The sequence below is a fragment of the Rhodococcus sp. PML026 genome (assembly GCF_000963615.1).
Lineage (GTDB): Bacteria > Actinomycetota > Actinomycetes > Mycobacteriales > Mycobacteriaceae > Rhodococcoides > Rhodococcoides fascians.
Genome location: NZ_KQ031375.1, coordinates 387644 through 412922, shown reverse-complemented (window position 1 = coordinate 412922; position 25279 = coordinate 387644). Strand labels below are relative to the sequence as shown.

The 25279-nt window shown below is 64.9% G+C and carries 22 protein-coding genes; 8 read left to right on the top strand and 14 right to left on the bottom strand.

The genetic code is table 11. The features are described from left to right. Window positions 1–86 precede the first annotated feature (86 nt). Both VF34_RS17365 and VF34_RS17360 read left to right on the top strand, forming a co-directional pair. Window positions 87–842, top strand: a complete 756-nt coding sequence (locus VF34_RS17365; protein ID WP_027496905.1) for a sigma-70 family RNA polymerase sigma factor — start codon at window positions 87–89, stop codon at window positions 840–842. Further along, window positions 839–1597 carry an anti-sigma factor gene (locus VF34_RS17360; protein ID WP_032382119.1) on the top strand — a complete coding sequence of 253 codons (759 nt, stop codon included), beginning with the start codon at window positions 839–841 and terminating at the stop codon, window positions 1595–1597. The genes VF34_RS17365 and VF34_RS17360 overlap by 4 nt, the downstream gene beginning before the upstream one ends. 42 nt (window positions 1598–1639) lie before the next feature. On the opposite strand, the gene glsA is transcribed toward VF34_RS17360, so the two are convergent. After that, on the bottom strand, window positions 1640–3466 hold the full coding sequence (gene glsA, locus VF34_RS17355; RefSeq protein WP_045841782.1) for a glutaminase A: 1827 nt from the start codon (window positions 3464–3466) through the stop codon (window positions 1640–1642). A 180-nt stretch (window positions 3467–3646) separates the two neighbouring features. On the opposite strand from glsA, the gene dxs reads away from it, so the two are divergent. Continuing rightward, window positions 3647–5527 (top strand): 1-deoxy-D-xylulose-5-phosphate synthase, encoded by a 1881-nt coding sequence (gene dxs / locus VF34_RS17350; protein WP_027496908.1) that lies wholly within the window; start codon window positions 3647–3649, stop codon window positions 5525–5527. On the opposite strand, the gene VF34_RS17345 is transcribed toward dxs, so the two are convergent. The 9 genes from VF34_RS17345 to VF34_RS17310 form a co-directional block, all read right to left on the bottom strand. Then, entirely contained in the window at window positions 5514–6359 is an 846-nt protein-coding gene (locus VF34_RS17345; protein WP_331386609.1) for an MFS transporter, read from the bottom strand. The two genes, dxs and VF34_RS17345, sit on opposite strands and share 14 nt — an antisense overlap. 25 nt (window positions 6360–6384) lie before the next feature. After that, complete coding sequence (locus VF34_RS25335) at window positions 6385–6876, bottom strand: MFS transporter (RefSeq protein ID WP_052718685.1); 492 nt, start codon at window positions 6874–6876, stop codon at window positions 6385–6387. A 99-nt stretch (window positions 6877–6975) separates the two neighbouring features. Next, window positions 6976–8373, bottom strand: coding sequence for a sugar porter family MFS transporter (locus tag VF34_RS17340; RefSeq protein WP_032365061.1), 1398 nt, complete (start codon window positions 8371–8373; stop codon window positions 6976–6978). Window positions 8374–8591: 218 nt separating this feature from the next. Next, complete coding sequence (locus tag VF34_RS17335) at window positions 8592–9338, bottom strand: SDR family oxidoreductase (protein ID WP_045841781.1); 747 nt, start codon at window positions 9336–9338, stop codon at window positions 8592–8594. A gap of 92 nt (window positions 9339–9430) precedes the next feature. Continuing rightward, the gene (sigJ, locus tag VF34_RS17330; protein WP_045841780.1) at window positions 9431–10291 is read right to left on the bottom strand and encodes an RNA polymerase sigma factor SigJ; all 861 of its coding nucleotides are present in this window, start codon (window positions 10289–10291) and stop codon (window positions 9431–9433) included. A 97-nt stretch (window positions 10292–10388) separates the two neighbouring features. Then, window positions 10389–12494, bottom strand: a complete 2106-nt coding sequence (locus VF34_RS17325; protein WP_045841779.1) for a 3-hydroxyacyl-CoA dehydrogenase NAD-binding domain-containing protein — start codon at window positions 12492–12494, stop codon at window positions 10389–10391. Then, window positions 12491–13717, bottom strand: coding sequence for a thiolase family protein (locus VF34_RS17320; RefSeq protein WP_045841778.1), 1227 nt, complete (start codon window positions 13715–13717; stop codon window positions 12491–12493). Before VF34_RS17320 ends, VF34_RS17325 begins: the two co-directional genes overlap by 4 nt. 72 nt (window positions 13718–13789) lie before the next feature. Next, window positions 13790–15067 carry an HRDC domain-containing protein gene (locus VF34_RS17315; protein WP_045841777.1) on the bottom strand — a complete coding sequence of 426 codons (1278 nt, stop codon included), beginning with the start codon at window positions 15065–15067 and terminating at the stop codon, window positions 13790–13792. Window positions 15068–15126: 59 nt separating this feature from the next. Next, window positions 15127–15726, bottom strand: a complete 600-nt coding sequence (locus tag VF34_RS17310) for a DUF3000 domain-containing protein (protein WP_027496917.1) — start codon at window positions 15724–15726, stop codon at window positions 15127–15129. Between the two features lie 164 nt (window positions 15727–15890). Between VF34_RS17310 and hemE the strand changes: the two genes are divergently transcribed. The 5 genes from hemE to VF34_RS17285 are packed head-to-tail and all read left to right on the top strand — an operon-like array spanning window position 15891 to window position 22036. Next, window positions 15891–16964, top strand: a complete 1074-nt coding sequence (gene hemE, locus VF34_RS17305) for a uroporphyrinogen decarboxylase (RefSeq protein WP_032387502.1) — start codon at window positions 15891–15893, stop codon at window positions 16962–16964. Continuing rightward, entirely contained in the window at window positions 16961–18316 is a 1356-nt protein-coding gene (locus tag VF34_RS17300; protein WP_045841776.1) for a protoporphyrinogen oxidase, read from the top strand. Before hemE ends, VF34_RS17300 begins: the two co-directional genes overlap by 4 nt. A 5-nt stretch (window positions 18317–18321) precedes the next feature. Continuing rightward, window positions 18322–19017: a hydrogen peroxide-dependent heme synthase gene (gene hemQ / locus VF34_RS17295; RefSeq protein WP_045841775.1), complete on the top strand. Its 696-nt coding sequence runs from the start codon at window positions 18322–18324 to the stop codon at window positions 19015–19017. Next, the gene (locus VF34_RS17290; RefSeq protein WP_231578241.1) at window positions 19014–19718 is read left to right on the top strand and encodes an HAD family hydrolase; all 705 of its coding nucleotides are present in this window, start codon (window positions 19014–19016) and stop codon (window positions 19716–19718) included. Before hemQ ends, VF34_RS17290 begins: the two co-directional genes overlap by 4 nt. After that, on the top strand, window positions 19715–22036 hold the full coding sequence (locus VF34_RS17285; RefSeq protein ID WP_231578240.1) for a molybdopterin-dependent oxidoreductase: 2322 nt from the start codon (window positions 19715–19717) through the stop codon (window positions 22034–22036). Before VF34_RS17290 ends, VF34_RS17285 begins: the two co-directional genes overlap by 4 nt. On the opposite strand, the gene VF34_RS17280 is transcribed toward VF34_RS17285, so the two are convergent. From VF34_RS17280 to VF34_RS17265, 4 genes are all read right to left on the bottom strand, one after another. Next, the gene (locus tag VF34_RS17280) at window positions 22014–22472 is read right to left on the bottom strand and encodes a MaoC family dehydratase (RefSeq protein ID WP_027496923.1); all 459 of its coding nucleotides are present in this window, start codon (window positions 22470–22472) and stop codon (window positions 22014–22016) included. The two genes, VF34_RS17285 and VF34_RS17280, sit on opposite strands and share 23 nt — an antisense overlap. Before the next feature lie 88 nt (window positions 22473–22560). Further along, window positions 22561–23373 (bottom strand): polysaccharide pyruvyl transferase family protein, encoded by an 813-nt coding sequence (locus VF34_RS17275; protein WP_045841774.1) that lies wholly within the window; start codon window positions 23371–23373, stop codon window positions 22561–22563. 125 nt (window positions 23374–23498) lie between these two features. After that, window positions 23499–23927, bottom strand: a complete 429-nt coding sequence (gene msrB, locus VF34_RS17270; protein ID WP_027496925.1) for a peptide-methionine (R)-S-oxide reductase MsrB — start codon at window positions 23925–23927, stop codon at window positions 23499–23501. 27 nt (window positions 23928–23954) lie between these two features. Further along, entirely contained in the window at window positions 23955–25232 is a 1278-nt protein-coding gene (locus VF34_RS17265; RefSeq protein WP_205912393.1) for a glycosyltransferase family 87 protein, read from the bottom strand. Between the last annotated feature and the right edge of the window lie 47 nt (window positions 25233–25279).

The window sequence follows — 25279 nt, the reverse complement described above, 5'->3', positions numbered from 1 at the left end:
ATTTCGGTCGCGGACCATCCCTCGGGGTGTTTGTTCCGAATATGTACTGCGGCGGGAAAACGCGGAGGTTTCGATATGAGGGCTACATGACCACTAGTGTCATGATCGATGAACTCGATCATGAACCCGTCTGCTGGGACGACAGTCCGATGAGCGTGCCGTTCTCCGACGCTTCCGGATCTGCGGGCACCGGCCGTGACCGAACGCCGCCCGAGTCCGAGGACAGCACCTCGGTCGAGGATGCGGTGTGCGCAGTACCGAGCCCGCAGCTGAAGAATCTGCGTGCCGAGGAGACGGACCGTCTCCGTCGCCTGATGGCCGCCGTTGCCCAGGGCGACCGGTCGGCCTTCGCCGAACTGTACGACGCCACGTCCTCCCGTGTGTACGGGATGGTGGTGCGCGTGCTTCGCGATCCGGGGTACAGCGAGGAGACCGCGCAGGAGGTGTTCCTCCAGATCTGGCGTGCGGCACCGAATTACGATCCGAGCCAGGGGAGTCCGCTGGCGTGGATCATGACGCTGGCACATCGCCGGGCGGTCGATCGGGTACGTAGCGAACAGTCGGGTACCGACCGCGAGGCGGCGTACGGTGCCGTGAGTCACACACCCGAGCACGACGAGGTACTCGAGACGGTGACCCAGCGGCTCGAATCGGAGGCGGTCGTGGCCTGTCTCGACACTCTGACCGATACGCAGAGCGAGTCGGTACGAATGGCTTATTACAGCGGGTACACCTATCGCGAGGTTGCCGAACGGCTCGGGGTGGCCGTGCCGACGATCAAATCGCGCATACGAGATGGATTGATCAAGTTGAAGACATGCCTGGGGGTGATCCCGCAATGAGTGAAGCGTCACGGCAACGACTGCTGGACGAAGCGGAGGTCTATGCCCTCCACGCGATGAGCGAGTCCGAGCGGCGCGCCATCGAATCCGAGCGAATCCGCGTCGACGAGACGACCCGGGCACAATTCGACATCCTCGTGGGTGAGATTCACGAAACGCTGGCGTTGGCTGCGGCGGCAGACGCCACTCCCGCACCCGAACGCGTGCGGGAGGCCGTGCTAGCGCGTGTCGCCGCGAGCGATCAGGAGCCGACGGTCCGAGAACTTCCGCCGAACGTCACTCCACTGCACCGGCACCGACGTGAGCGCTCGAAGACGTGGCGATACTCGATGGTGTCCGCGGCTGCCGCGATCGTCGTCGCAGTCGGCGGTGTAGTCGTCGTCACGCAGACCATGGGCTCGGACCCGCAGCCTTCCCAGGCCGAGCAGATCGTCGCAGCGCCCGACGCTCGTGAGGCGTCCGCGGAGTTCCCGGGTGGCGGCACTGCAAAGGTGTCGTACTCGCTGAGCCGAGATGCGGTCGTGGTGACTCTGAACGGTGTCCCGGAGCCGCCCTCGGGCCGGGTCTACCAGATGTGGTTCGTCGACGGTGCGCCGCGCTCCGCCGGCGTTGTCACCGAGGATCAGCTCACGTCGAGCGACGGCACCGTGGTGGACGGCATGGGAGCGTCGACCAACTTCGCGTTCTCGCTCGAGCCTGCCGGCGGCTCGGCGCAGCCCACCGAGGTCCTCACGATGATCACGCTCGACGCCTGATCAGGGGCCAAGCACGTCCACTCGGGCGGTTCGACAGTCGGATCAGATGCCGATGTCGAACCGCCCGAGCGTCTTGACGACGGCCGCCATCTGGCCGTACGCGCCGCTGGCCAGATTTTCCAGTAGCGCCAGCTTCACTTCCGGGGCGTCCCGAGTCAGTGCCTCGAAATGCGATACCGACACGACCACCAGATCGACAGGGGTGTCGGCCACCATGTCCAGCAGGAACGGCACCGACATCAGCAGCGGCATCTCGCCGAAGCTCATCCCGGGGGAGAGCGTCGTGATGCGGTGTGTGCCCCCGTCTGCGGACACGGCCGTCGATGTCACTTCTCCGCGCAGAATCAAGAACAGACCCGCTGCAGGCGCACCACGGTGAACGATGACGTCGCCCCGTGCGTAGTGACGTTTCTCCAGATAAGGAGTCACCGAGTCGAATTGCTCGGTGGACAGACCGGCGAGCAACGGGTGCTCGGCCGGAGTGATCTCTGCCGGTTGCCGCGCGCCGGAGCAGTGCCGATCGAGCAGCAGGTTCTCTGCCCACTGGATGGCCGAGCTCAGACTCGAGTACACCCGGCCCGCCGGATCATTCGGGTCCAGGCTCGACGTCGTGTGGCCCATGATGGCTCTGGGATCCACCAGGCACACCACACAGCCGTGGTCGGCGAGATCGCGGCGTAGGTCCTCGAACATCGAACGGGCGATGTCGCTCACCTCGTCGACGCCACGAACGTCGATGACGAGTGCATCGAGATTCCGGTCGAGGTTGCCGATCTCGCGGACCGCTGTCTCGGCACCCGAGAACAGCAGGTCCCCGTGCAACTCGTAGACCCGCGCGCGGTCGCCGACTGCAGCGAGTGTGGCCTGTTCGATCTCGGATCGTCGTTTTCGCGACGGTGCCTCGGTGAGAACGTACCGACGTCGAATCGACGATTTCGCGGCCCGAGTGACGTGCAGAAAGTGCAATTCGAGTCTGGTGGAGAGTTCTCGGCAGGCAGCAACGCCGCGCACGCTGTTGCCGTGCGAATCGAGGCGGGGGGAGTAGACGGCGATGCCCATCTGCCCGGGAAGCACCGCCAGGATGCCGCCGCCGACCCCACTCTTGGCCGGCATACCCACCCGCGCCACCCAGTCGCCTGCGCCGTCGTACATGCCACAGGTCGTCATCACCGACAGCACGCGTTCGACCAGTGCGGGTGCCAGGGCGCGCTCCTTGGTGTGGGGATTGACTCCGTTGTTGGCCATCGTGGCGGCCATCATGGCCAGATCAGCCGCCGTGACGTCGATCGAGCACTGGCGGAAGTACAGGTCCACGGCGGCCTCCGGATCGTGGTCGATGATGCCGAAGGACCGCAGCATGTAGCCGATGGCGCGATTGCGGTGTCCGGTGCGCGCTTCGGATCGATACACCGCGTCGTTGAAGCTCAGAGACCTTCCTGCGTACCGGGAATACGACGCTCGGATGCGCTCGAATCGTTCCTCTGCGGTGCGGCCGCCGATGAGCGACGCGGACGTGATCGCACCCGCGTTGATCATCGGGTTTCGGGGCCGCTCGGTGACGGCGTCCAGGCTGATCTCGTTGAACGGCTCACCCGAGGGTTCGACGTCGATCTTGCCTGCGACGACGTCGAGCCCGCGGTCGGCCAGCGCGAGTGCATAGGTGAAGGGTTTCGAGATGGATTGGATGGTGAACGGCATCCTCGTGTCGCCGACTTCGTACAGGTAGCCGTCGGTGGTCGTCAGGGCGATACCGAAGCCGTCCGGCGTCACGGCTGCGAGTTCGGGGATGTAGTCGGCGACCTGTCCCGACGCGTCGTCCCGGCACAGTTCGTGAACCCGGGTCAGGATGGCATCGACGACGTTGCTCATGGGCGACACTGTATGTCGGGTGTCCGTTTCGAGCGTATTCGAGGTTAGGGGCGACTGACCCCGGGCACCTGCCTACTCGACGGTAGTGTCGGCGAGACAATGCTGGACGGGGCGGCTGGGTGCAGCCACTCCGTAGACTGGTTTTTCGAATATGTTTTCCGGCCGGAGGGAGCGATCTCGTTGGGTGTCCTAGCGCGAATTCAGACGCCCGAGGACTTGCGCGACCTCGATAGTGCGGAGCTGGCCGAACTGGCTCGCGAGATCCGCGCCTTCCTGGTCGAGAAGGTATCGGCAACAGGGGGCCACCTCGGTCCCAATCTGGGAGTGGTGGAGCTGACTCTGGCGATCCACCGCACCTTCGACTCACCGCGTGATCCGGTCATTTTCGACACGGGCCACCAGGCCTACGTGCACAAGATGCTCACCGGACGCGCAGGAATGTTCGACACACTCCGCAAGCAGGGCGGGCTGTCCGGCTATCCGTCTCGGGTCGAGAGCGAACACGACTGGGTCGAGTCCTCGCACGCATCGGCATCCTTGTCGTACGCCGACGGGTTGGCCAAAGCGTTCGCCCTCAAGGGAGAGACCGACCGGCATGTCGTCGCTGTGGTCGGTGACGGCGCGCTGACCGGGGGTATGTGCTGGGAGGCGCTCAACAACATCGCCGCCGGCCGAGACCGGTCGCTGGTGATCGTCGTCAACGACAACGGCCGTTCGTACGCCCCGACGATCGGCGGTTTGGCCGATCACCTGGCAGCTCTGCGACTGCAGCCGGGATACGAGAAGATTCTCGACAACGGCCGCCGGATCGTGCGACGGATCCCCGTCGTCGGCCGCGCCGCCTACACGATGCTGCACGGCATGAAAGCGGGAGTGAAGGACGCTATCAGCCCGCAGGTCATGTTCACCGATCTCGGCATCAAGTACCTGGGCCCGGTGGACGGTCACGACCAGCACGCCATGGAATCGGCACTGCGCAGAGCCAAGGCGTACGGCGGCCCGGTCATCGTGCACGCGGTAACGCGCAAGGGCATGGGATATATCCATGCCGAGAACGACGTGGCCGACCAGATGCACGCCACCGGCGTCATCGATCCTGCGACCGGCCTCGCCCGATCCAAATCGGCTCCGGATTGGACGTCGGTGTTCTCGGCGGCGCTCATCGAGCAGGGCGAGCAGAACGAGGACGTCGTGGCCATCACCGCCGCAATGGCCGCGCCCACCGGGCTCGCGGCGTTCGGGGTGCGGTTTCCGGACCGAATGTTCGACGTGGGTATCGCCGAGCAGCATGCGATGACGTCGGCCGCCGGGCTTGCGCTCGGCGGCATGCATCCCGTGGTCGCCATCTACTCCACGTTCCTCAACCGCGCGTTCGATCAACTGCTGATGGACGTCGCCCTGTTGGGCCTTCCCGTCACCATCGTGTTGGACCGCGCGGGAGTCACCGGTGCCGACGGCGCGTCCCACAACGGCATGTGGGACATGTCTCTGCTCGGCATCGTTCCGGGCATGAAGGTGGCAGCGCCACGAGACGCCGCCACTCTTCGAGAGGAGCTGGCCGAGGCGATCGCCACCTCGGACGGCCCTACGGCACTTCGCTTCCCGAAGGGCGCGGTCACCGAAACGGTGCCTGCGGTGCGCAGGTTGGACGGAATACTCGATGTGCTGACCGAGCCGTCCGAGGCCACCGGCGACGTGCTGATCGTTGCCGTCGGGGTGTTCGGGTCGCTCGCCCTCGACGCCGCGAAAAAGCTCGAAGCAGAGGGTATTTCGGTTGCCGTCGTGGATCCACGCTGGGTGCTCCCGGTCCCGCAGTCGCTGCTCAAGATGGCCGAGGATTACCGGTTGGTCGTCACCGTCGAGGACAGCGGCCTGCACGGCGGGATAGGTTCGACGCTCTCGGCCGCGCTGCGCGGTGCCGGTGTCGACGTGCCCTGCCGCGATCTCGGTGTGCCGCAACGATTCCTGGACCACGCATCTCGGGAGCAACTGCACCACGAGTTCGGACTCACCTGCGAAACCGTGGTGCAGCAAGTTTCGCATTGGGTCAAGAGCCTCTGACGGCGTCGGCCGGCTCCGCCTCGCTTCCGACCACGACGCGGCGGCCGGCCACCGCACCTGCTGCAGCCATGGGAATCGTCACCAACAGAAGAAACACAATCGACGGTTCCCACCGCTGCGTCGCCGAATGAACGGCCCCGCACACCAGCGGACCGGCAGCAGCCAGCACGTATCCGACCGTCTGCGCCATGGAACTGAGCGACGCAGCATCACGGGCGTTCGAGGCCCGCAGATTCATCAACGTCATCGCGAGCGACAACTGCCCGCCCTGGCCCAAACCGAGCAGTACCGCCCACACCAGGGCCCAGGAATCGGCCGACGACACTATCCCCAGCAGGCCCACGCACGTCGGTAGCGTCACGGCGACCGCCAACGCGCTCTGATTCCCCAACCTTGTCGCGAGGCTCGGAACCGTCAATGCAGTCAGCACGCTGCTGACCGACAATGCCGTCAACAGCAGACCGGCATCACGCGCGTCCACCCCGCGATCACGAAAGATCGTCGGTAACCACGCGATCATCGAATACGCCATCAGCGACTGCAAACCCATGAATGCCGTCAACGACCACGCCACGGGCGATGTCAGAACCCCCGTGCGACTCCGAGGAGCGTCGTCGGGGACTGTCGCCGACCCGGCAACCGACAGCCCGCGCGACAGCGTTCGCCCGAAGACCGCCATACTTCCGGCGGCCAATACGACCGGAATCGACCACAGCCCCAGAACAATCCGCCAACCACCGTCGAAGGCCTCGGCCAACGGAACGGACACTCCCGACGCCACTCCCGCACTGGCACTGATCACAGCGGTCAACACCCCGGTCAACAACCCCAGTCGTCGCCCCGCCGCCGCATCGGGTTCACCTATCGAACTCCACTCCCTGCCCCCTGGGTCGTTCCGACAGGCTCCACTCCCTGCCCCTGGGTCGTTCCGACAGGCTCCACTCCCTGCCCCTGGGTCGTTCCGACAGGCTCCACTCCCGCACCACCAGACGGACGAAAACCGGTCCCAACACATTCGCGACCGCGATACCCGCCGCCGCGACGAGAGTGCCGACCACGAGGATCGGCCACGACGGCACCGCGCGTACAGCTGTGCCGACGGCCACCAGGGACAGGCACACCACAAGAACGTGCGTGACAGGGACCCGGCGCACGAAATAGCGTGCGGTGGCGACGAATACACCGAGGCAGATCACCGGGCCCGTGGTCAGCAACGCCATGGATGTCGAGTTCGCGGAGTAGAACTCGGCGATGTCGGAGGTGGGTGCCGACGTACTGCCGAACAGCAGGCGCAGGCTCAGTCCGAACACCACGACGGTGCCCACGGCGCATGCGATACGAAGCTTCATGTCCTACTTTCGACGGCAGATCGACCGACAGAGTGCACCCCCACCCTGCCTTATCGGTCGAGAGAACCGCGGACCCGCCGTCGTTCGGGCAACCTCGATTCAGACGCCCATCTCTTCGAGTTCCATCCCTTTGGTCTCGGTGATCTTGTATTTGACGAAGAAGAAGGAAAGGAGAGCGAACAGTGCGAAGAACGAGTAGATGAAGCCGAGTCCGATGGTGTCGGACAACGGCGGGAATGCCAATGTGATGGCGAAATTCGCTATCCAGTTCGCGGCGGTACTGATGCCCAACGCCACGGCACGCATTCGATTGGGGAACATCTCTCCGAGCATCACCCACATGATCGGTCCCCATGTTGCTGCGAAGAAGACCACGAACAGATTTGCGCCGACGAGCGCGACCGGGCCCCACGGCGACGGCAATTCGAGTTGGTCGCCGCTTCCGACGGCTTGCGTGAACGAGACTGCGGCCAGGACCAAACCGACGAACATGCCGATCGAGCCGATCATCAACAGATTTCGGCGACCGAATCGATCGACGAACAAGATTGCGACGAATGTCATCGATACATTGATGACGGACGTGATCACCGACGTGACGAACGATTGATTCTCGCTGAAGCCCACCGATTTCCACAGCGTCGTCGAGTAGTAGAAGATCGCGTTGATCCCGACGAACTGCTGCAGAATCGCCATCGTGATACCGACCCACACGATCGGCTGCAGACCGAATTTGGGTCCTCGGATATCGGCGAACGAGGATTTGGATTCTCGCCGGAGAGTCAGGCGAATTTCCCGGATGCGTTCGTCGGGGTTCACTTCGCCGGTGATGTCGCCCAGAATGCGTGCAGCTTCCTCGTCGAGGTGTTTACCCACCAGGTAGCGAGGTGATTCTGGAATGAGTGTCGCGAGAAAACCGTAGACCAATGCGGGCGCGACGCCGACCAGGAACATCCACCGCCACGCTTCGAGGCCGAACCACAGATCGTTCGACGGTCCGCCTGCCGCGTTCTGAAGAACCGCATCCGAGAGCAGCGCGGCAAAAATGCCGACCGTGATGGCCAATTGCTGCAGCGATGCCAATCCACCGCGATAGCGAGCCGGTGCTATCTCCGAGATGTACGCGGGCGCGATCACCGACGCAATTCCGATACCCAGCCCGCCGAGGACCCTCCACAACATCAGATCGGGGACGCTGAAGGCGAACCCGGACCCCACCGAGGAAATGGTGAACAGCGCAGAGCCGAGCAGCATCACCTTCTTGCGGCCCCAACTGTCGGCCAGGCGACCGGCGAACCAGGCTCCGACCGCGCACCCGAGTAGTGCGATTGCGACCGCGAACCCCGTGACGAACGACGACAGAGCGAAATTCTCCTGGATCGAGTCGACTGCACCGTTGACGACGGACGAATCGAATCCGAACAGAAACCCGCCGACAGCGGCGGCGATGGTGACTCCGATGACCTTTGCGGTGTGCCGATCGGTCGATTGCGTCATGGCATGAACCAGCTTTCGGGTGAACAGCGTCCATGGTGGTCGTCGCCATCTTCGTCCTCGGAGTGCCGGCGCGTCAGTGAAATCGCCTCGATATTCGTGGCGTGCAGTAATCCAAGTGCCTAAATAGGTGGATTGTCCGATATCGCGCTGTCGAACTCGAAGTTGCGGACGGAAAACTGCCGTAAGTCGTCCATAGCTTCGAGTTCGGCGGCAGGTGGCTATCGCGCCTGGGTGGCCGACCACTGATCGAAGGTCTGGAAACCGTGATCCGAACCGGTCGTGGTGACCAACGTTCCGTCGCGCATCGCGCGACCGTATGCGCCGGGAATCGGGACCTCGAGCACCACGCCGCGAGCACCGATGGCACGTGCATAGCGCCGCACCATCTCGGCCATCCGTTCTTGTCTCGGCCCGCCGAGGTCGGCAACGCGGCCCGCGGGGGAGTGCTCGGCCAGATCGATCAATCGATCGGCGACCTCGCGGGCGGCGATCGGTTGCGAGACCATCTTCGGGACGATGCTCACCGGACCGAACGACGCTCGTGCACGGATCTGAGCGGCGAATTCGTGGAACTGAGTGGCTCGCAGGATCGTCCACGGCACCGACCCGGACCGAATCATGTTCTCCTGCTCGACTTTTCCGGCGTAGTACGAGTGCGGAGCTTTGTCTATCCCCACGATGGACAGCGCCACATGGTGGCCGACTCCAGCCTCGATCTCGGCCGCCAGCAAGTTGCGGGTGACGGCGGAGAAGAACGCCGTCGATTCCTTCGCCGAGACCGTTTGTGTCGACGCGACATCGACGACAGCGTCGACGCCGGCCAGAGCGTCGGACAGGCCGGTCCCGTCGACGAGGTCGACACCGGCCGACCGCGACAGCACGACGACCTCGTGCCCACGCTCACGCGCCACGTCTACGACATGCGTTCCGACGGTCCCTGTTCCACCGGCTACGGCGATCTTCATCGTGTGTCCACCTGTCCTGTTCGGAGTCGATCGGCTCGAGAAGTTCGGGCCTCACCTGCACTGACGACGTAGCCCACGAGAATGTATGGCCGTCACGACCAGTGTCGAAGTTTCTCCGGGTTGAGCACGATCCACACGTCGGTGACCACGGCGGAATCGGTGCGGAAACCGATCACACCGGTGACCACACCGTGTCGGCGAAGGACTATCCCGGTCAGGCCGTTGACCGATTCGATCGACCGGTCGAAGTCGGTGGACTTGACGGTGATACCCAGAACGAAGCGGGCGACCCGATCGGCCCCGCGAACCGGGTTGCGGGCCGCCGACACTCGTCCGCCGCCGTCACTGACGAGGGTGACGTCGGGGGCGAGCAGTGCGACGAGCGCATCGAGATCTCCGCCGGCGGCGGCAGCCACGAAAGCGCGGACGACGCGGTCGTGGTTGTCGGGAGCGCTGGGGCCGCGGCGATCGTCGTGCACCCGTCGCCGGGCGGCCGAGGCCAGTTGGCGGCAGGCGGCGGGGGTCCGACCGAGAACGTTCGCGATGTCGTCGAATGGAATCGCGAATGCATCGTGCAGCACGAACGCGACACGTTCTGCCGGGCTCAGTGAGTCCAGAACGACGAGCAACGCCAGGCCGACGGACTCGTGGAGGGCGACGCGGTCGGCCGGGTCCGATGTGCCGTCGTCGCCGGTCGCAAGGGCTCGGACGGGTTCGGGAAGCCATTGCCCCACATAGTGTTCCCGGCGTACGCGGGCAGATCCGAGCAGGTCCAGACAGATGCGGCCGACGACGCGGGTGAGCCACGCACGGGGGACGTCGATGGCGTCACGTTCGGCGTCTGTGAGTCGGTACCAGCGGAGCAGCGCTTCCGATGCTGCGTCCTCGGCGTCGCTGTAGGAACCCAGCATTCGATAGGCGATGCCGATCAACCGACTGCGTTCGCTGTTCATCGGATCAGACCTTATCCCGACACGAAAAAGCCGAGTTCGAGGTTATGGACGAAAATCCGGAGAAATCCGTCCATAACCTCGAACTCGGCGGGTAGAGCTAGACGCTGGCTACACCGGGCGCGAGGAAGCGCTGACCGGTCGCGGCCTCGGACGCGCCGCTGCGATCCAGGTACGGAGTGATACCGCCGTTCCAGAATCCGAAGCCTCCGCCCAGCAGCAGGCAGAGATCGATGTCCTGGGCCGCGGCAACGACCCCTTCGTCGAGCATGATCTTGATCTCGTCCGCGAAGGCGTTACGGGTTCGCTCGAGAACCTGTTCGGCCGTCGACGGTGAATCACCCTGCGGCCACAGTGCGGCCACCTCGGGGTCGACGACCTGGCCCTCGGGTCCGTAAGTCCACACGCCCGGCTTCTTCGCCTCGACGAGCGCACGGAATCCGGCGGAGTCCTTGAATCGCTCCGGGTACGCCTCGGCCAGCGTTTCCGCGGTGTGCAGAGCGACGGCCGGTCCGACGAGTGCCAGCAACGTCAGCGGGCTCATCGGCATGCCGAGTTCGCCCACCGCGCCGTCGGCCACATCGAACGGGGTGCCCTCGTCGATGGCGCTGATGATCTCGTTCGACGCGCGCGTGACGAGACGGTTGAAGACGAATCCGGGGAGATCCGCCGACAGCACGGCCGACTTCTTGAGGGTCTTGGCCGTCGCGAATGCCGTTGCGAGAGTGGCGTCGTCGGTCTTCTCGCCCTTGACGACCTCGAGCAGCGGAAGTACGGCCACGGGATTGAAGAAGTGGAAGCCCACCACGCGCTCGGGGTGCTTCAGGTCGGCCGCCATCTTCGTGATCGACAACGACGAGGTGTTGGTCGCGAGAATCGTCTCGGCGGAGACGAATTCCTCGACCTCGGCGAACACCTTCTTCTTGACGTCCAGGTTCTCGAACACGGCCTCGATGACGAAGTCGGTGTTCGCGAATGCGGACTTGTCGATCGATCCGGACACCAACGCCTTCAACCGATTTGCGGCGTCGGGGGACAGGCGCTTCTTGCCGAGCAGCTTGTCGATCTCGCTGTGAACGTAGCCGACGCCCTTGTCGATGCGCTCCTGATCGATGTCGGTGAGAATCACCGGCACCTTCAGCTGGCGCACGAACAGCAACGCGAGCTGGCTGGCCATCAGACCGGCACCGACGATGCCGACACCGGAGATCTTGCGGGCGAGCGACTTGTCGGGCGCACCGGCGGGACGCTTCGCGCGCTTCTGAACCAAGTCGAAGGCGTACAAACCGGCACGCAACTCGTCCTTGACCAACAGCGTCGACAGCGCGTCGTCCTCGGCCGCGAACGCCTTGTCGAGAGACGCGGAATCGGTGATGTCGGTGTTCTTGGCCAGCTCGAGCAGGTCGACGGCAGCGACCGGTCCCGGTGCGAAATTGCCGGTCTTGCCGGCCACGATGCCCCTGGCACGGGCGATGGCGTCGTCCCAGGCCTGCCCGCGGTCGATCTCGGGACGGTGGGGGACGACCTCGCCCTTGATGACCTGAGCGGCCCACGCGAGGGACTGCTCGAGGAAGTCGGCTCCGCCGAAGAGGGCGTCGGCGATGCCGAGGTCGAGTGCCTGCTGCGGCTTGAGGACGCGGTTCTGGTTCAGTGCGTTCTCGACGACGACGGTGACCGCGTTCGAGGCTCCGATGATGTTGGGCAGCAACTGAGTTCCGCCCCATCCCGGGACCAGGCCGAGGAAGGCCTCGGGTAGGCCGAGCGCGGCAGCGTTCTCCGCGACGGTCCGGTAGTGCGAGTGCAGTCCTACTTCGAGTCCACCGCCGAGTGCGGCACCGTTGATGAAGGCAAACGTCGGAATCGTGCTTTCGCGCAGGCGACGGAACACCTTGTGGCCGAGCTGCCCGATCTGCAGCGCCTCGTCCTTGGTCTTGATGTTCGGCACACCGTTGAGGTCGGCACCGACGGCGAAGATGAACGGCTTGCCGGTGACGGCGATGGCCATCGGGTTCGCTGCGAACGCTTCGTCCAGTGCGGCGTCGAACTTGGCGAGTCCGCCGGGACCGAAGGTCGACGGCTTGGTGTGATCGAAGCCGTTGTCGAGGGTCACGAGGGCGATGGAGCCGTCGAGCCCCGGTACGGACATGATCTTGGTGAACGCGTTCGTGACTACCTCGTCCTCGAACGCCGTCGTGATGTCACTCATGCCTTGACTCCTGAGTAATCGGCGTGGTTGGGGTTCTCCCAGATGACGGTGCCGCCCATGCCGAGACCGATGCACATGGTGGTCAGGCCGTAGCGGACGTCGGGTTGCTGGGCGAACTGACGGCTGAGCTGCGTCATCAGGCGAACGCCCGAGGAAGCGAGCGGGTGGCCACACGCGATGGCGCCGCCCCACTGGTTGACGCGGGGGTCGTCGTCGGCGATGCCGTAGTGCTCGAGGAAGGCGAGAACCTGGATGGCGAAGGCCTCGTTGATCTCGAACAGGCCGATGTCGTCGATGCTCAATCCTGTTCGGCCGAGCAGCTTTTCGGTTGCGGGGACCGGGCCGATGCCCATGACGGCGGGATCGACGCCGGCGAAGCTGAAGCCGACCATCCGCATCCCGATGTTCAGGCCGAGCTCGTGCGCGGTGTCCTCACCGGCGAGGATCGCCGCGGTGGCGCCGTCGTTCAGGCCGGCAGCATTGCCTGCGGTCACTCGTCCTGCGGGTCGGAACGGCGTCTTGAGCTTGGCGAGATCGTCGACGGTGGTGCCGGGGCGAGGCGGCTCGTCCTCGGTGGCCAGGCCCCACCCGGCGGCGGACTTGGTGGCGACGGGCACGAGGGTGTCGGCGATAAAGCCGGCCTTCTTGGCCGCGTCGTACTTGTTCTGGCTCGCGACGGCGTAGGCGTCGGTGCGGTCCTTGGTGATGCTCGGGAACCGGTCGTGCAGGTTCTCGGCGGTGTTGCCCATCACCAGTGCACTGGGATCGACGAGCTTGTCGGCGAGGAAGCGCGGGTTGGGGTCGACACCCTCACCCATCGGGTGGCGGCCCATGTGCTCGACTCCGCCAGCGATGACGACGTCGTACTGGCCGAAGCCGATTCCCGATCCGGTGGTGGTCACCGAAGTCATCGCACCCGCGCACATGCGGTCGATCGCAAATCCTGGGACGCTGCGGGGGAGCCCGGCCAGCAGAGCTGAGGTCCGGCCGATGGTCAGGCCCTGATCGCCGGTCTGTGTGGTCGCGGCGATCGCGACCTCGTCGATGCGCTCGGGAGGAAGATTGGGGTTCTTGCGGAGAAGCTCGCGTATCGCTTTGACGACGAGGTCGTCTGCGCGAGTGTCGGCGTACATGCCCTTGGGGCCTGCCTTGCCGAACGGGGTGCGGATGCCGTCGACGAAGACAACATTCCTCTGTGAGCTGGTGGACGGGGGTACAGACACGCTTTTCGATCCTCCCGACAGATGCGGACGACTCGTCCGGGTGCCCGGACGCGCCACCCACTGTAGCGGGTATTACCCGTCGGTAACTTGGGAAGGGTGCAGTGCCTTCGTCAGAACCGGCACCACCAGCGAGCGTTGCCACGGCCGCGCCCCACCCTCGGTCAACCGAGCGTCGATCATCTCTCCTGGGTCGACGTCTTCGTCGGGTATCTGCCAATCCCATACGAGTCGCCGAAGTAGATCCGGCATCAGCAGGTTCTCGACCGGTACCGACACCGATTCGCTCAGCTCGGTCATCGCCGCTCGCACATCGGCGAGTCGGGCCGCTGCGTCCGGATCGCGGCGGGCCCATCGGTTGACCGGTGGCGGCCCGTCAAACGATGCCGCCATCGACGGCAATTCCGCGGTGGGCAGCGCCCGTGCTCGGGTCAGGGCCGAGGCCCACAACCGGGAGGACCGACGCTGACGGGGGCCGCCGAAGACGGGTAGCTGTTCGAGTTCGCGTGAGGACTTCGGATCGGCCGTCGCCGCGGCGACGATCGCCGAGTCGGGCAGGACCCGGCTCGGTGCTACGTCACGCTTGGCCGCCAATTCGTCTCGCGTGGTCCACAATTCGCGGACGGCAGCCAACGTTCGTGGTGACTTGATCGCATGGATTCCCGATGTCCGACGCCATCTGTCGGTTTTCGGTTTGGGCGGGCCCAGGGCGAGGATGTGGGCGAACTCCTGTGCTGCCCACTCGGTTTTGCCCTGTGCCTCGAGTTCGGTGGCCATCGCGTCTCGCAGCTCGAGCAGAACTTCGACGTCGAGGGCGGCGTAGTTGAGCCAGGTGTCGGGGAGGGGTCGGGTGGACCAGTCGGCCGCGCCGTGCCCCTTCTGCAGGGCCAGGCCGAGGGTTCGCTCGACTATCGCACCGAGGCCGACGCGGTCGAATCCGGCCAGGCGGCCGGCGAGTTCGGTGTCGTACAGCGTGGCGGGGACGAGCCCCAGTTCGGCGAGACCGGGCAGGTCCTGGTCCGCGGAGTGCAGTACCCATTCGAGCGGGTTGATGACCTCGGCCAGGGGTGCGAGGTCGCCGGTGACGGGAATGGGGTCGAGCAACACGGTGCCTGCGCCGCGGCGGCGGAACTGCACGAGGTACGCACGTTGGGAGTAGCGGAAGCCGGACGCGCGCTCGGCGTCGACAGCGAGGGGCCCGTGGCCTGCGGCAAGTGCCTCTGCGGCTGCGCGAACGGCATCGACGGTGTCGACGACGTCGGGAACCCCGTCAGCGGGGGCCAACAACGGAACGGCGACAGGCTCGTTCGCTTCTACATCCGACGCGGCGTCCGGGGAACTCTCGGCTGACATGAGATGTGACTCTAGGCCCTGGGGCCGAACGGACCGGCAACTATGTACGACTGGAACTGCTATGTCCGACTGGAACTGCGCTGCCCGAGGGTGGTGATGCCCGCGGGCGGCAGGCCCGCGGCGTAGGCGAGCACCTCGCAGAACGCCTCGACGTGGGTCGAGAGATCCTCCGAGGTCGCCGTCCAGGACGCGCGAAGTTCGAGTTGGTGAGCCTTCGGCGGGCCGGCGATGTCGCCGTACCGAACCGAGCTGGTCGAGGTGACCGTGCCGCCGAGCGCGTTCAACGGTTCCGATCGCGATTCGAGGGCATCGACCAGCCAACTCCAGCCGACCTCGGGGAGCAGTGGATCGTCGGCGAGGGACTCGTCCACGTCGGCCTGGATGTACGCGACCAGGCGGTGAGTGCCGTTCCAGGCCTCGGCACCGTCGGGGTCGTACAACAGGATCAGACGGCCGAACGCGTCGCCGTCGCTCTGTTCGTCGATCTGCTCGGAGTCGGCGTGCTTGACCTCGGCACCGATCGCATAGCTGTACGGAGCGAGTCTCTGCGGCGGCCGAATCGGACCGATTTCGATCGCCGGGTGTACCTGCGCCCGATGCATCGCGTCGATGGCGGCGCGGAAAGGCGCAGGTTCGGCGTCAGATCGGTGCTCGGTCACGTCACCGGACGTTAGACGCGTCACGTTGCCCTGCGATGGAGGCGCGCCGAGCCGTGATCGAACTGCGCCGAGCGTCCGTCGAACGATCCGAGTGTCCTGAACTGCGATGAGTGTCTCGCCCTCGAGGGTAGCGGCGGTTCTCGCACGTGGCAGCATGGACGGTGATGAACGCCGAATCGCACACCGCAGCCCCCGCCCGACGAGAACTTCCGGAGGCGCCGTTTCTGGCCGCGATCGACGGTCGACCGACGTCGAGGCGGCCGGTGTGGTTCATGCGTCAGGCCGGCAGGTCCCTTCCGGAATACCGCAAGATCCGTGCAGGCATCGGGATGTTGGACTCGTGCTTCCGGCCCGATCTGGTCGCCGAGATCACCCTGCAGCCCGTACGTCGTCACGACGTCGACGCAGCGATCCTCTTCTCCGACATCGTGGTTCCGCTCAAAGCCGCGGGCATCGATCTCGACATCGTCGCCGGTACCGGACCGGTGGTTGCGCATCCGGTGCGTTCGGCTGCGGACGTCGCGGCTCTGCCCGTCCTGACCTCCGACCAGGTGCAGCCGGTGGCCGACGCCGTCCGCATTCTCACTCGTGAGCTGGGAACCACCCCGCTGATCGGATTTGCCGGCGCACCCTTCACCCTTGCGTCGTACCTGGTCGAGGGTGGTCCGAGCCGCAATCACGAGAAGACCAAAGCTCTGATGCGGTCCGATCCGGCCACGTGGCACGCCTTGCTCGACGCATTGGCCTCCACCACGATCACCTTTCTGCAGGCCCAGCTGGCTGCGGGCGTCGACGCCGTTCAGGTGTTCGACTCCTGGGCGGGTGCACTCTCGCTCGCCGATTACCGCGAGTACGTATTGCCGCACTCGACACGAGTGTTCGACGCTGTGTCCTCGGCCGGCGTCCCGAAGATCCACTTCGGGGTCGGCACCGGAGAACTCCTCGGTGCGATGGGCGAGGCCGGTGCCGACGTGGTCGGGGTCGACTGGCGGATTCCGCTCGACGACGCGGTGCACCGGGTGGGCCACGGCAAGGCTCTGCAAGGCAATCTCGATCCCGCAGTGCTGTTCGCGGGCTGGGATGCAGTCGAGGCCGAGGTCCGACGCATTGCCGCCGAGGCGGATCGTGCGATTGCGGCCGGTGCCCGCGGCCACGTGTTCAATCTCGGCCACGGCGTGCTTCCCGATACCGATCCCGACATCCTGACTCGGGTCGTCTCGTTGGTGCATTCGTTGTGACCGTCCGGCGTTACGCCGTCGTGGGCGGCGGAATTTCCGGCCTCGTCGCGGCGTATCGCCTGCGGCAGGCGTGCGGGCCCGACGCAGAGATCACTCTCGTCGAGGCATCGTCCCGGGTGGGCGGCACCCTGCGCACCACCTCGGTCGGCGATCAGTCGCTCGATGTCGGTGCCGAGGCATTCATCGGTCGCCGCCCGGAGGTGCCCGCGCTGCTTGCGGAACTGGGGCTCACCGATCAGCTCGTGCACCCGTCGACGGTGCGACCGCTCGTCTTCTCCGGTGGTCGCACTCATCCACTTCCGGTGGGCACCCTGATGGGTATCCCATCGTCGGCGGAGTCCGTCCGAGAGCTGGTCGATCCGTCCGAGCTGCACATCATCGACACCGAGACCGAGCGGCCGTTTCGATGGGTCCGGGGCTCCGATGCCAGCGTGGCCGATCTCGTGGGCACACGTTTCGGGAACCAGGTGGTGAGCCGTTCGGTCGATCCACTGCTCGGCGGGGTCTACTCCGGTTCGGCGAGCTCCATCGGTGTCCGTGCCGCGCTGCCGACGCTGGCCGCTGCGTTGGACAACGGCGCGGCGAACCTGACCGAGGCTGTGCTGACGGCACTCCCGACTCCGTCACCGGGGCCGGTGTTCGGTGGACTCCGGGACGGCTACGCGGTGCTGCTCGACGCTTTGGTTACAGCCACCGACGCTCGCGTTCTGCGCGAGACGAGCGTCGGCGAGATCCGCCGTGAGTCGGGCGGCTGGTTCGTCGATCGGGTGGGTGTGGTCGACGGGGTCGTGCTGGCGGTACCGGCACCGATACTGGCTGATCTCATCACAGACCTCGCACCGGACGCGTCGCGCGCGGCCCGTGAGATCGAACTTGCGTCGTCGACGGTCGTGGCGATGGCGTTTCCGACGTCGACCGAGCTGCCGCAGAATTCGGGAATTCTGGTGGCGACGGACGCGGGGCTGGACGTGAAGGCGTTCACGCTGTCCAGTCGAAAGTGGCCGCACCTGGCCGAGCGTGACGCGGTACTGCTGCGAGCCTCGCTCGGGCGTTTCGGCGACGACACTGCCGCGCAGCGATCCGACGAGGACACGATCGACGTTGCGCTCGCAGATCTGTCGACGGTCGCGGGTATCGACACCCGGCCGCTGGCAGTGACCGTCCAGCGGTGGCCGGGCGGATTGCCGCAGTACGCTCCCGGACACCTCGACCGCGTCGCCGCCATCGAATCCGGAGTGTCCGAACTCGCCGGGCTCGCCGTGACCGGAGCGTGGCAGCGCGGCGTCGGGGTACCGGCCTGTATTGCGTCCGCCACCACCGCTGCCGCCCGTCTGGTCGAGGTGGCACGATAGGGGCCATGGCACGCCTCGATTACTCAGCGCTCAATTCGACTCTTCGGTACTTGATGTTCTCGGTCTACAAGGTCACACCCGGGGTTCTGGGCGACGACCGCGCGGCCGTTGCGAAGGAAGCAAGAGCATTCTTCGAGGGCCGTGAGGACAAGGGTGTCGTCGTGCGCGGGGTCTACGACATCGCCGGCATGCGGGCCGACGCCGACTTCATGGTGTGGACGCACGCCGAGCGCATCGAGGACCTGCAGGCGACGTACTCCGACTTCCGGCGCACCACCGCGCTGGGCAAGGCGAGCACGCCGGTATGGAGCAACACTGCTCTGCACCGCCCCGCCGAGTTCAACAAGAGCCACGTCCCTGCGTTCATCGCGGGCGAGGATCCGGGTGCGTACATCTGCGTGTACCCGTTCGTCCGCTCGATCGACTGGTACCTGCTGCCCGACGAGGAGCGTCGGACGATGCTCGCCGATCACGGGAAGGCAGCACGCGACTACAAGGACGTGCGCGCCAACACCGTCCCGTCGTTCGCGCTCGGTGACTACGAGTGGATCCTGGCTTTCGAAGCCCCGGAGCTCGACCGCATCGTGGACCTGATGCGCGATCTCCGGGCCACCGAGGCACGCCGACACGTGCGCGAGGAGACGCCGTTCTTCACCGGCCCTCGGGTCGAGGTGGACGCGCTCGTCGAATCACTACCGTGACGGGGACGGACACACCCATCGTCGACGCCGTTCTCTTCGACTTCTCCGGCACACTCTTTCGACTGGAAGAGGAGCCGTCGTGGTTCGACGGTGTGCACGATGCCGACGGCGTTCCGGTCGACGGAGCCGGAGCCGCCGAGCTCATGCGACGCATGACCGCTCCGGTCGGCGAGACCGTCGAGTTCGACGACGCCACTCGGCACGCATGGCGTCATCGCGATCTGGATCCGGGCCTGCATCGGCAGGCGTATCTGCACGTTCTGGCGCAGTCCGGCATCACCGCCGAGGCACAGGCCGAATCGGTGTACGGACGAGTCATCGACGCCGACTCCTGGACGCCCTATCCCGACACGGAAGCGGCACTGTCGACATTGGCGGGACGGTCGATTCGCGTCGGGGTGCTGAGCAACATTGCCTTCGACATCCGTCCTGCGTTCACTGCTCGGGGCCTGGACCGGTACGTCGACGAATTCGTGCTCTCGTTCGAGGTCGGGCACGTCAAACCGCAACCGGAGATCTTCCGACATGCGGTGGCCGCTCTCGGCGTCGAGCCCGCGCGGACGCTGATGGTGGGCGACAGTGCCGAGGCCGACGGCGCGGCACAGGAGATCGGGTGCAGTTTCGCACTCGTCGATCCGGTGCCGACGGCCGAGCGTCCCGACGCACTGCTGGCAGCGTTGAGCGCGTTCGGGATTCGATGACCGGAGTGACCGGCGTCCAGCACATGGGCCACTGGGGGATGTTCCGCGCCGACTCGGACGGACGCGACGTCACCGCGATTCATCCTCAGGTGACGGACAGCAATCCTTCCCCGGTGCTGGGCAACCTCGTCGGTTCGGTGACCCATCGATCCCGAGTCACCTCGCCTGCGGTACGCAGAGGCTGGCTCGAGAACGGTCCCGGCCCCACCGACAGGCGCGGTAGCGAGGAGTTCGTCGACGTGTCGTGGGACGAGCTCACCGACCTGTTGTCGCGCGAGTTGCGCCGCGTGGTGGACACATTCGGCAACAACGCCATCTACGGCGGGTCGTACGGTTGGGCCAGTGCCGGCCGCTTTCATCATGCGCAGAGTCAGGTACACCGCTTTCTGAACTGCATCGGCGGCTACACGCGATCCGTGCACAGCTATTCGCTCGGTGCGACCGGCGTCATCATGCCGCACGTGCTCGGCGCGCACTGGAAGATGTTCTCGCGCTCCACATCCTGGTCCGTGATCGCCGAACACACCGAACTGCTGGTGGCGTTCGGCGGAGTCCCGGTGAAGAACACCGGCATCAACCACGGTGGTACGTCGGATCATCCGACCGTCGGTTCGCTCGACGCGATGCGCGCCCGCGGCGGGCAAATCGTCACCGTCGGTCCATTGCGCAACGACATGTCGGGCGAGGCGCGGTGGCTCGCCCCACGCCCCGGAACCGACGTGGCGATGATGCTGGCTCTGGCATACGTCCTGGCCGACGAAAAACTGCACGACACAGCGTTTCTGGAGAAATACTGCGAGGGTTACCCCGAGTTCGAGCGCTACCTTCTCGGTGTCTCGGACGGCACTCCCAAGACCCCGCAGTGGGCGTCGGACATCTGCGGTATCGAAGCCACGATTATCGCGGACCTCGCCCGAGAGATGGCGTCGAAACGCACGATGGTCACCGTCACGTGGTCCCTGCAACGTACGCAGCACGGTGAACAGGCTCCGTGGATGGGCATCACGTTGGCAGCGATGTTGGGCGAAATCGGCGTGCCCGGTGGGGGATTCGGACACGGATACGGCTCGATGAACGAGCCCGGCCTCGCTCCTGTGCCCTATCCGTTGCCGACACTGCCGCAGGGAATCAATCCGGTGGCCGATCTGATTCCGGTTGCAGCTGTCTCGGACATGCTGCTCAACCCCGGGTACGAATTCGACTACGACGGCCGACGTTTGGTCTATCCCGACATCAAAGTGGTCTATTGGGCGGGCGGCAACCCGTTTCATCACCACCAGGATCTGGGACGATTGCGCCGGGCACTCGGCAGGCCCGATACCGTCGTCGTCCACGATCCCTACTGGACGCCGATGGCCAAGCACGCAGACGTCGTAGTCCCGTCGACCACATCGCTGGAACGGTCGGATCTGAGCTGCACACGCAACGATCCACTGCTCGTGGCCATGGCGCCGGCTGCCGAGCGATTCGCCGATTCGCGCGACGATTACGACACTTTCGCGGAACTCGCTACGAAACTCGGTGTGGGGCAGCAGTTCACCGAGGGGCGCACGTCACAGCAATGGCTCGAGCACATGTACGGGCAGTGGCGCGAGTATCTGCGGGCCGACGGCGTGCAGACCCCGGAATTCGACGACTTCACGCGTGAGGGTTCGTTCCGGATGAAGACCGAGGACGAGTTGACGTTTCTGGAGGATTTTCGCCAGGACCCGATCGGCAACGCGCTGCGGACACCGAGCGGCAAGATCGAGATCTTCTCGGCGACGGTCGCGGGGTTCGATTACGACGACTGCCGAGGGCATCCGATGTGGTTCGAGCCGCAGGAGTGGCTCGGTGGGCCACGCGCCGAGCAGTTTCCTCTGCACTTGATCGCCAACCAGCCGCGCACCAGGCTGCACAGTCAGCTCGATCACGGTGCGGTGAGCCGACACTCGAAGATTCATGGCCGAGAGCCGATACGAATGCATCCGTGTGCGGCGGAGGCCAGGGGAGTGTCGGACGGCGATGTGGTGCGAGTGTTCAACGACCGCGGTTCGTGCCTGGCCGGGGTGGTCGTCGACGACGCGATGCTCGAAGCGGTAGTTCAGTTGTCGACCGGGGCCTGGTACGACCCGCTCGATCCGGCTGATCCCGATTCGATGTGCAAGCACGGCAGCGTGAACGTTCTCACCGCCGACGTCGGGTCGTCGTCGCTCTCGCGAGGGTGCACCGGGCAGCACGTGCTGGTGGAGATCGAACGCTACGACGCGCCGCTGCCGCCGATCACTGCGTTCGATCCACCGGTGACACTATCGGTCAGAACACCACCCGCGAGATGATCTCGGCAACCAAGGCCGGCTTGTCCTCGCCTTCGATCTCGAGCGTTGCGGTCGTCACGATCTGCAACGCTCCGCCCGACGCGTCCTCGACAGAGGTGAGGGTGGTCCGCAACCGGACATGGGATCCGACCTTGACCGGGTTGATGAAGCGAACTTTGTTAGAGCCGTAGTTGATTCCGAGTTTGGTGTTCTCGATGGTGTAGATCTGCCAGTTGAGCATCGACACCAGGGACAGGCTCAGGAATCCGTGGGCGATCGGAGCGCCGAACGGGCTTTCTTTCTTCGCTCGTTCGACGTCGACGTGGATCCACTGGTGGTCGCCGGTGGCGTCGGCGAAGGTGTTCACCCGTTCCTGGGTGATCTGGAGCCAGTCGCTGGTTCCCAGTTCTTCGCCGACGGCCGCCTTGATCTGCTCTGGTGAGGTGAAAGTGCGCATGCTCACAGTATGCACCGTCGTAATAGGGCGCTCGAAAGCGATCGTGTGGGAGCGAACGATGACCGGCTCGAGTTTCGGCCTGTCGAATTCAGGCTGTGTAAGGCGGGGCGAACGGAAAGGCTCCGATCAGATTGTCCTGTATTTCTTTCAGATTCGGGACCGGCCGATATTCGTGCTGTAGCTGCGCGATTCGATCGTGATCTCGCGCAAGGTCCGATGAATGCTGGACAGCTTCTCGGTCGAAAGCAGAGTAATAATCGTCGAATTTGTATCCGTTGCCGCCTATGTCTTGCGGCAGCTTTATCCATGCGTTGGGGATGCCGTACGAGTCAGCAACGATCAAGCCGTGCAGACTCGTGGACATCACGAAGTCACAGGCACTGATGTCGGCGATGACCTTGGCCGGCTTTCTGGACGGGTCGATCAACGTGACGCTCTTGTCTCGCGCAAGCGAGCGCACTACGGGATCCTTCTTGTGCACCCAGTGGTAGACGAGGCCGATCCGGCCGGGTACCCGTGGGGAGCGTGCATAGACTTTGTTCGCCAGCAGCCCGGGGTCCCCGACCGCGACCTCGCGCTCGGACTTGATGCGTCCCAGCGACAGATGTCCGCGAACCGCGTAGAAGTCGAAATCGGGGTAGCTGAAGTCTCGTTCGTGGGCGGCGTCACTGAGCATGAAACCCGAGCCCCAGACCTTGAGACCCTTCCGGGCCTGCATGAGCTGGACCATTTCCAGGGTGGAACCTGCCCCGATCATGTCGCAGCGCTTCGCGCGACGCCAGGAACACTTCTGCCCGAACAATGATCCGACCAGTCCCGGCGTCAATTCGTCACCGAATTTGGGTGTGACGCCGGTGATTTTCACCTGGCGCCACCAGAAGGTCTTGATCGACGTGGCCACAACCCCAAAGCTACCCTAACGATCGGGTCAAGCAGAGGTAATCTCCGGAGTTCGCGGCTCGGTCTCGACGCATCCTCAGCGCAGGTTCGCCGAGTGCGCGGCGATCCCCGGGATGTCCGGACCGATCAGGATGCAGGCTTGAGCACCAGAGAAATCGAGTTGATGCAGTACCGCTGGTCGGTCGGGGTGGGGTAGCCCTCGCCCTCGAAGACGTGGCCGAGGTGGCTGTGGCAGTTGCGGCAGACGACCTCGACGCGGCGCATACCGAGGGTGGTGTCCTCTTTCAGGATGACGGCGTCGCTGTCGGCCGGGTCGAAGAAAGACGGCCATCCGCAATGCGATTCGAACTTCTCAGTGCTGCGGAACAGTTCGGCTCCGCAGGCGCGGCACTCGTAGATGCCTTCGGTGGTGGTGTCGGTGTATTCGCCGACGCCCGGGCGCTCGGTACCGGCCTGACGCAGAACCGCGTACTCCTCGGGTGTCAGCTTCTCCCGCCACTGCGCGTCGGTGAGCTGGACGGCCGGAGCGGCATTGTTGTCTGTTGCTGAACTCATGCTGACACGCTAATACGATTTGCCGGGTTATGCCGTTTTCGCTGGTGACGCGGTCGGTAACAGGTAGCTGGGCTCGATTCCCTCGTCGAGCCGTCCCTCTGTTCTCGCGGCGAACCAGCGTCCGACGAGCACTCCGAAGATCACGACGATCAGCAGCGCCCAACCGAAGGTGGTGCGGAGATAGTCGAGGGCCCGTCCGGTTTCGATCCACCGTCCGGACAACCAACGATCGGCGTTCATGAACCCGTAGATCGCGAGCCAGGCCGGCCAGTTCCGGAGTAGCGAGTTCCTGAGCACGACCGTCATGAGTAACGGGAACAGCATCATCGAGTAGTACATCTGGCCCAGTGAGCCCAGCAGCCAGTGCGCGGTGAGGATCAGGCCGGAGGTGGTGGCGAAGAAGAACAGTCGATCTTCTCGGCAGTACCGGTAGAGCAACCACAGCGAGACCAACACCATGATGCCCAGGACGGCGCGGATGCCGAGGGTCAGGAACTCGGGCACTCCGTAGTAACGGCCGTTGCCGACGACAGCGCTGTTGAAGTAGTCACGCGTCTGCAGCAGGTACGGCAGCGTCCGATCGATGAAATTCATGGGATCGACGGACAACGGCCAGGCGATGGCCATCATCACCACCGGGATGGCGATCGAGGTGATGAACACCTTCCACTGTCTCGTCATCAGGGGTAGCAGCAGCAGTGGTGCGAGCATCGGCTTGATCGCCAGGGTCAAGCCCATCGCGACACCGGCGGACAAATCCTTGCGCTGCAACAGGAATCCGAGAAACGCCACTTCGCCGAGGAGTACGAAACCGTTGAAGTTGGTGAACACCAGTGTGTTCGTCACCGTCTCGCTGACGAAGGCAGCCAGGAGCAGGGCGGGTGCAGCCACCGAGTCCAACCGGAAGCCGAAGATGCGCAGCAGGATGTACAGCGCGACGAGGATGGCCACGGTGCTGGCAAGGATGAACAGCCAGCGAGAGCGCTCCGGGTCGATGATGGCGATGGGGGAGAGCAGCATCGTCGCGCTCGGCTGGTACAGGTAATGAGGATCGACCGAATCGAAGTTCGCGGTGTACACCGGCTGCCGGTTGAGGAACGCGAGAGCTGCGTTGTACACCGGGTTGAAGTCGTTGGTGACATCGCCGTTGACCGCCCTGATCACCACCCGATGCACGACGGTCATGATGGCGATCGGCCAGAGCGCGTACTTGATTACTTCGGCGGTGGTCCGCCCGGTACGCGGCTCCAGAAAGCTAAGTGACACCCGCGAACGGTACCCGAGACGGTCGGTGCGCCCGTTCAGGACACCCCGCGGGGCCCGTGTCTTTCGCGACCCTCCGAGGAGTCGAG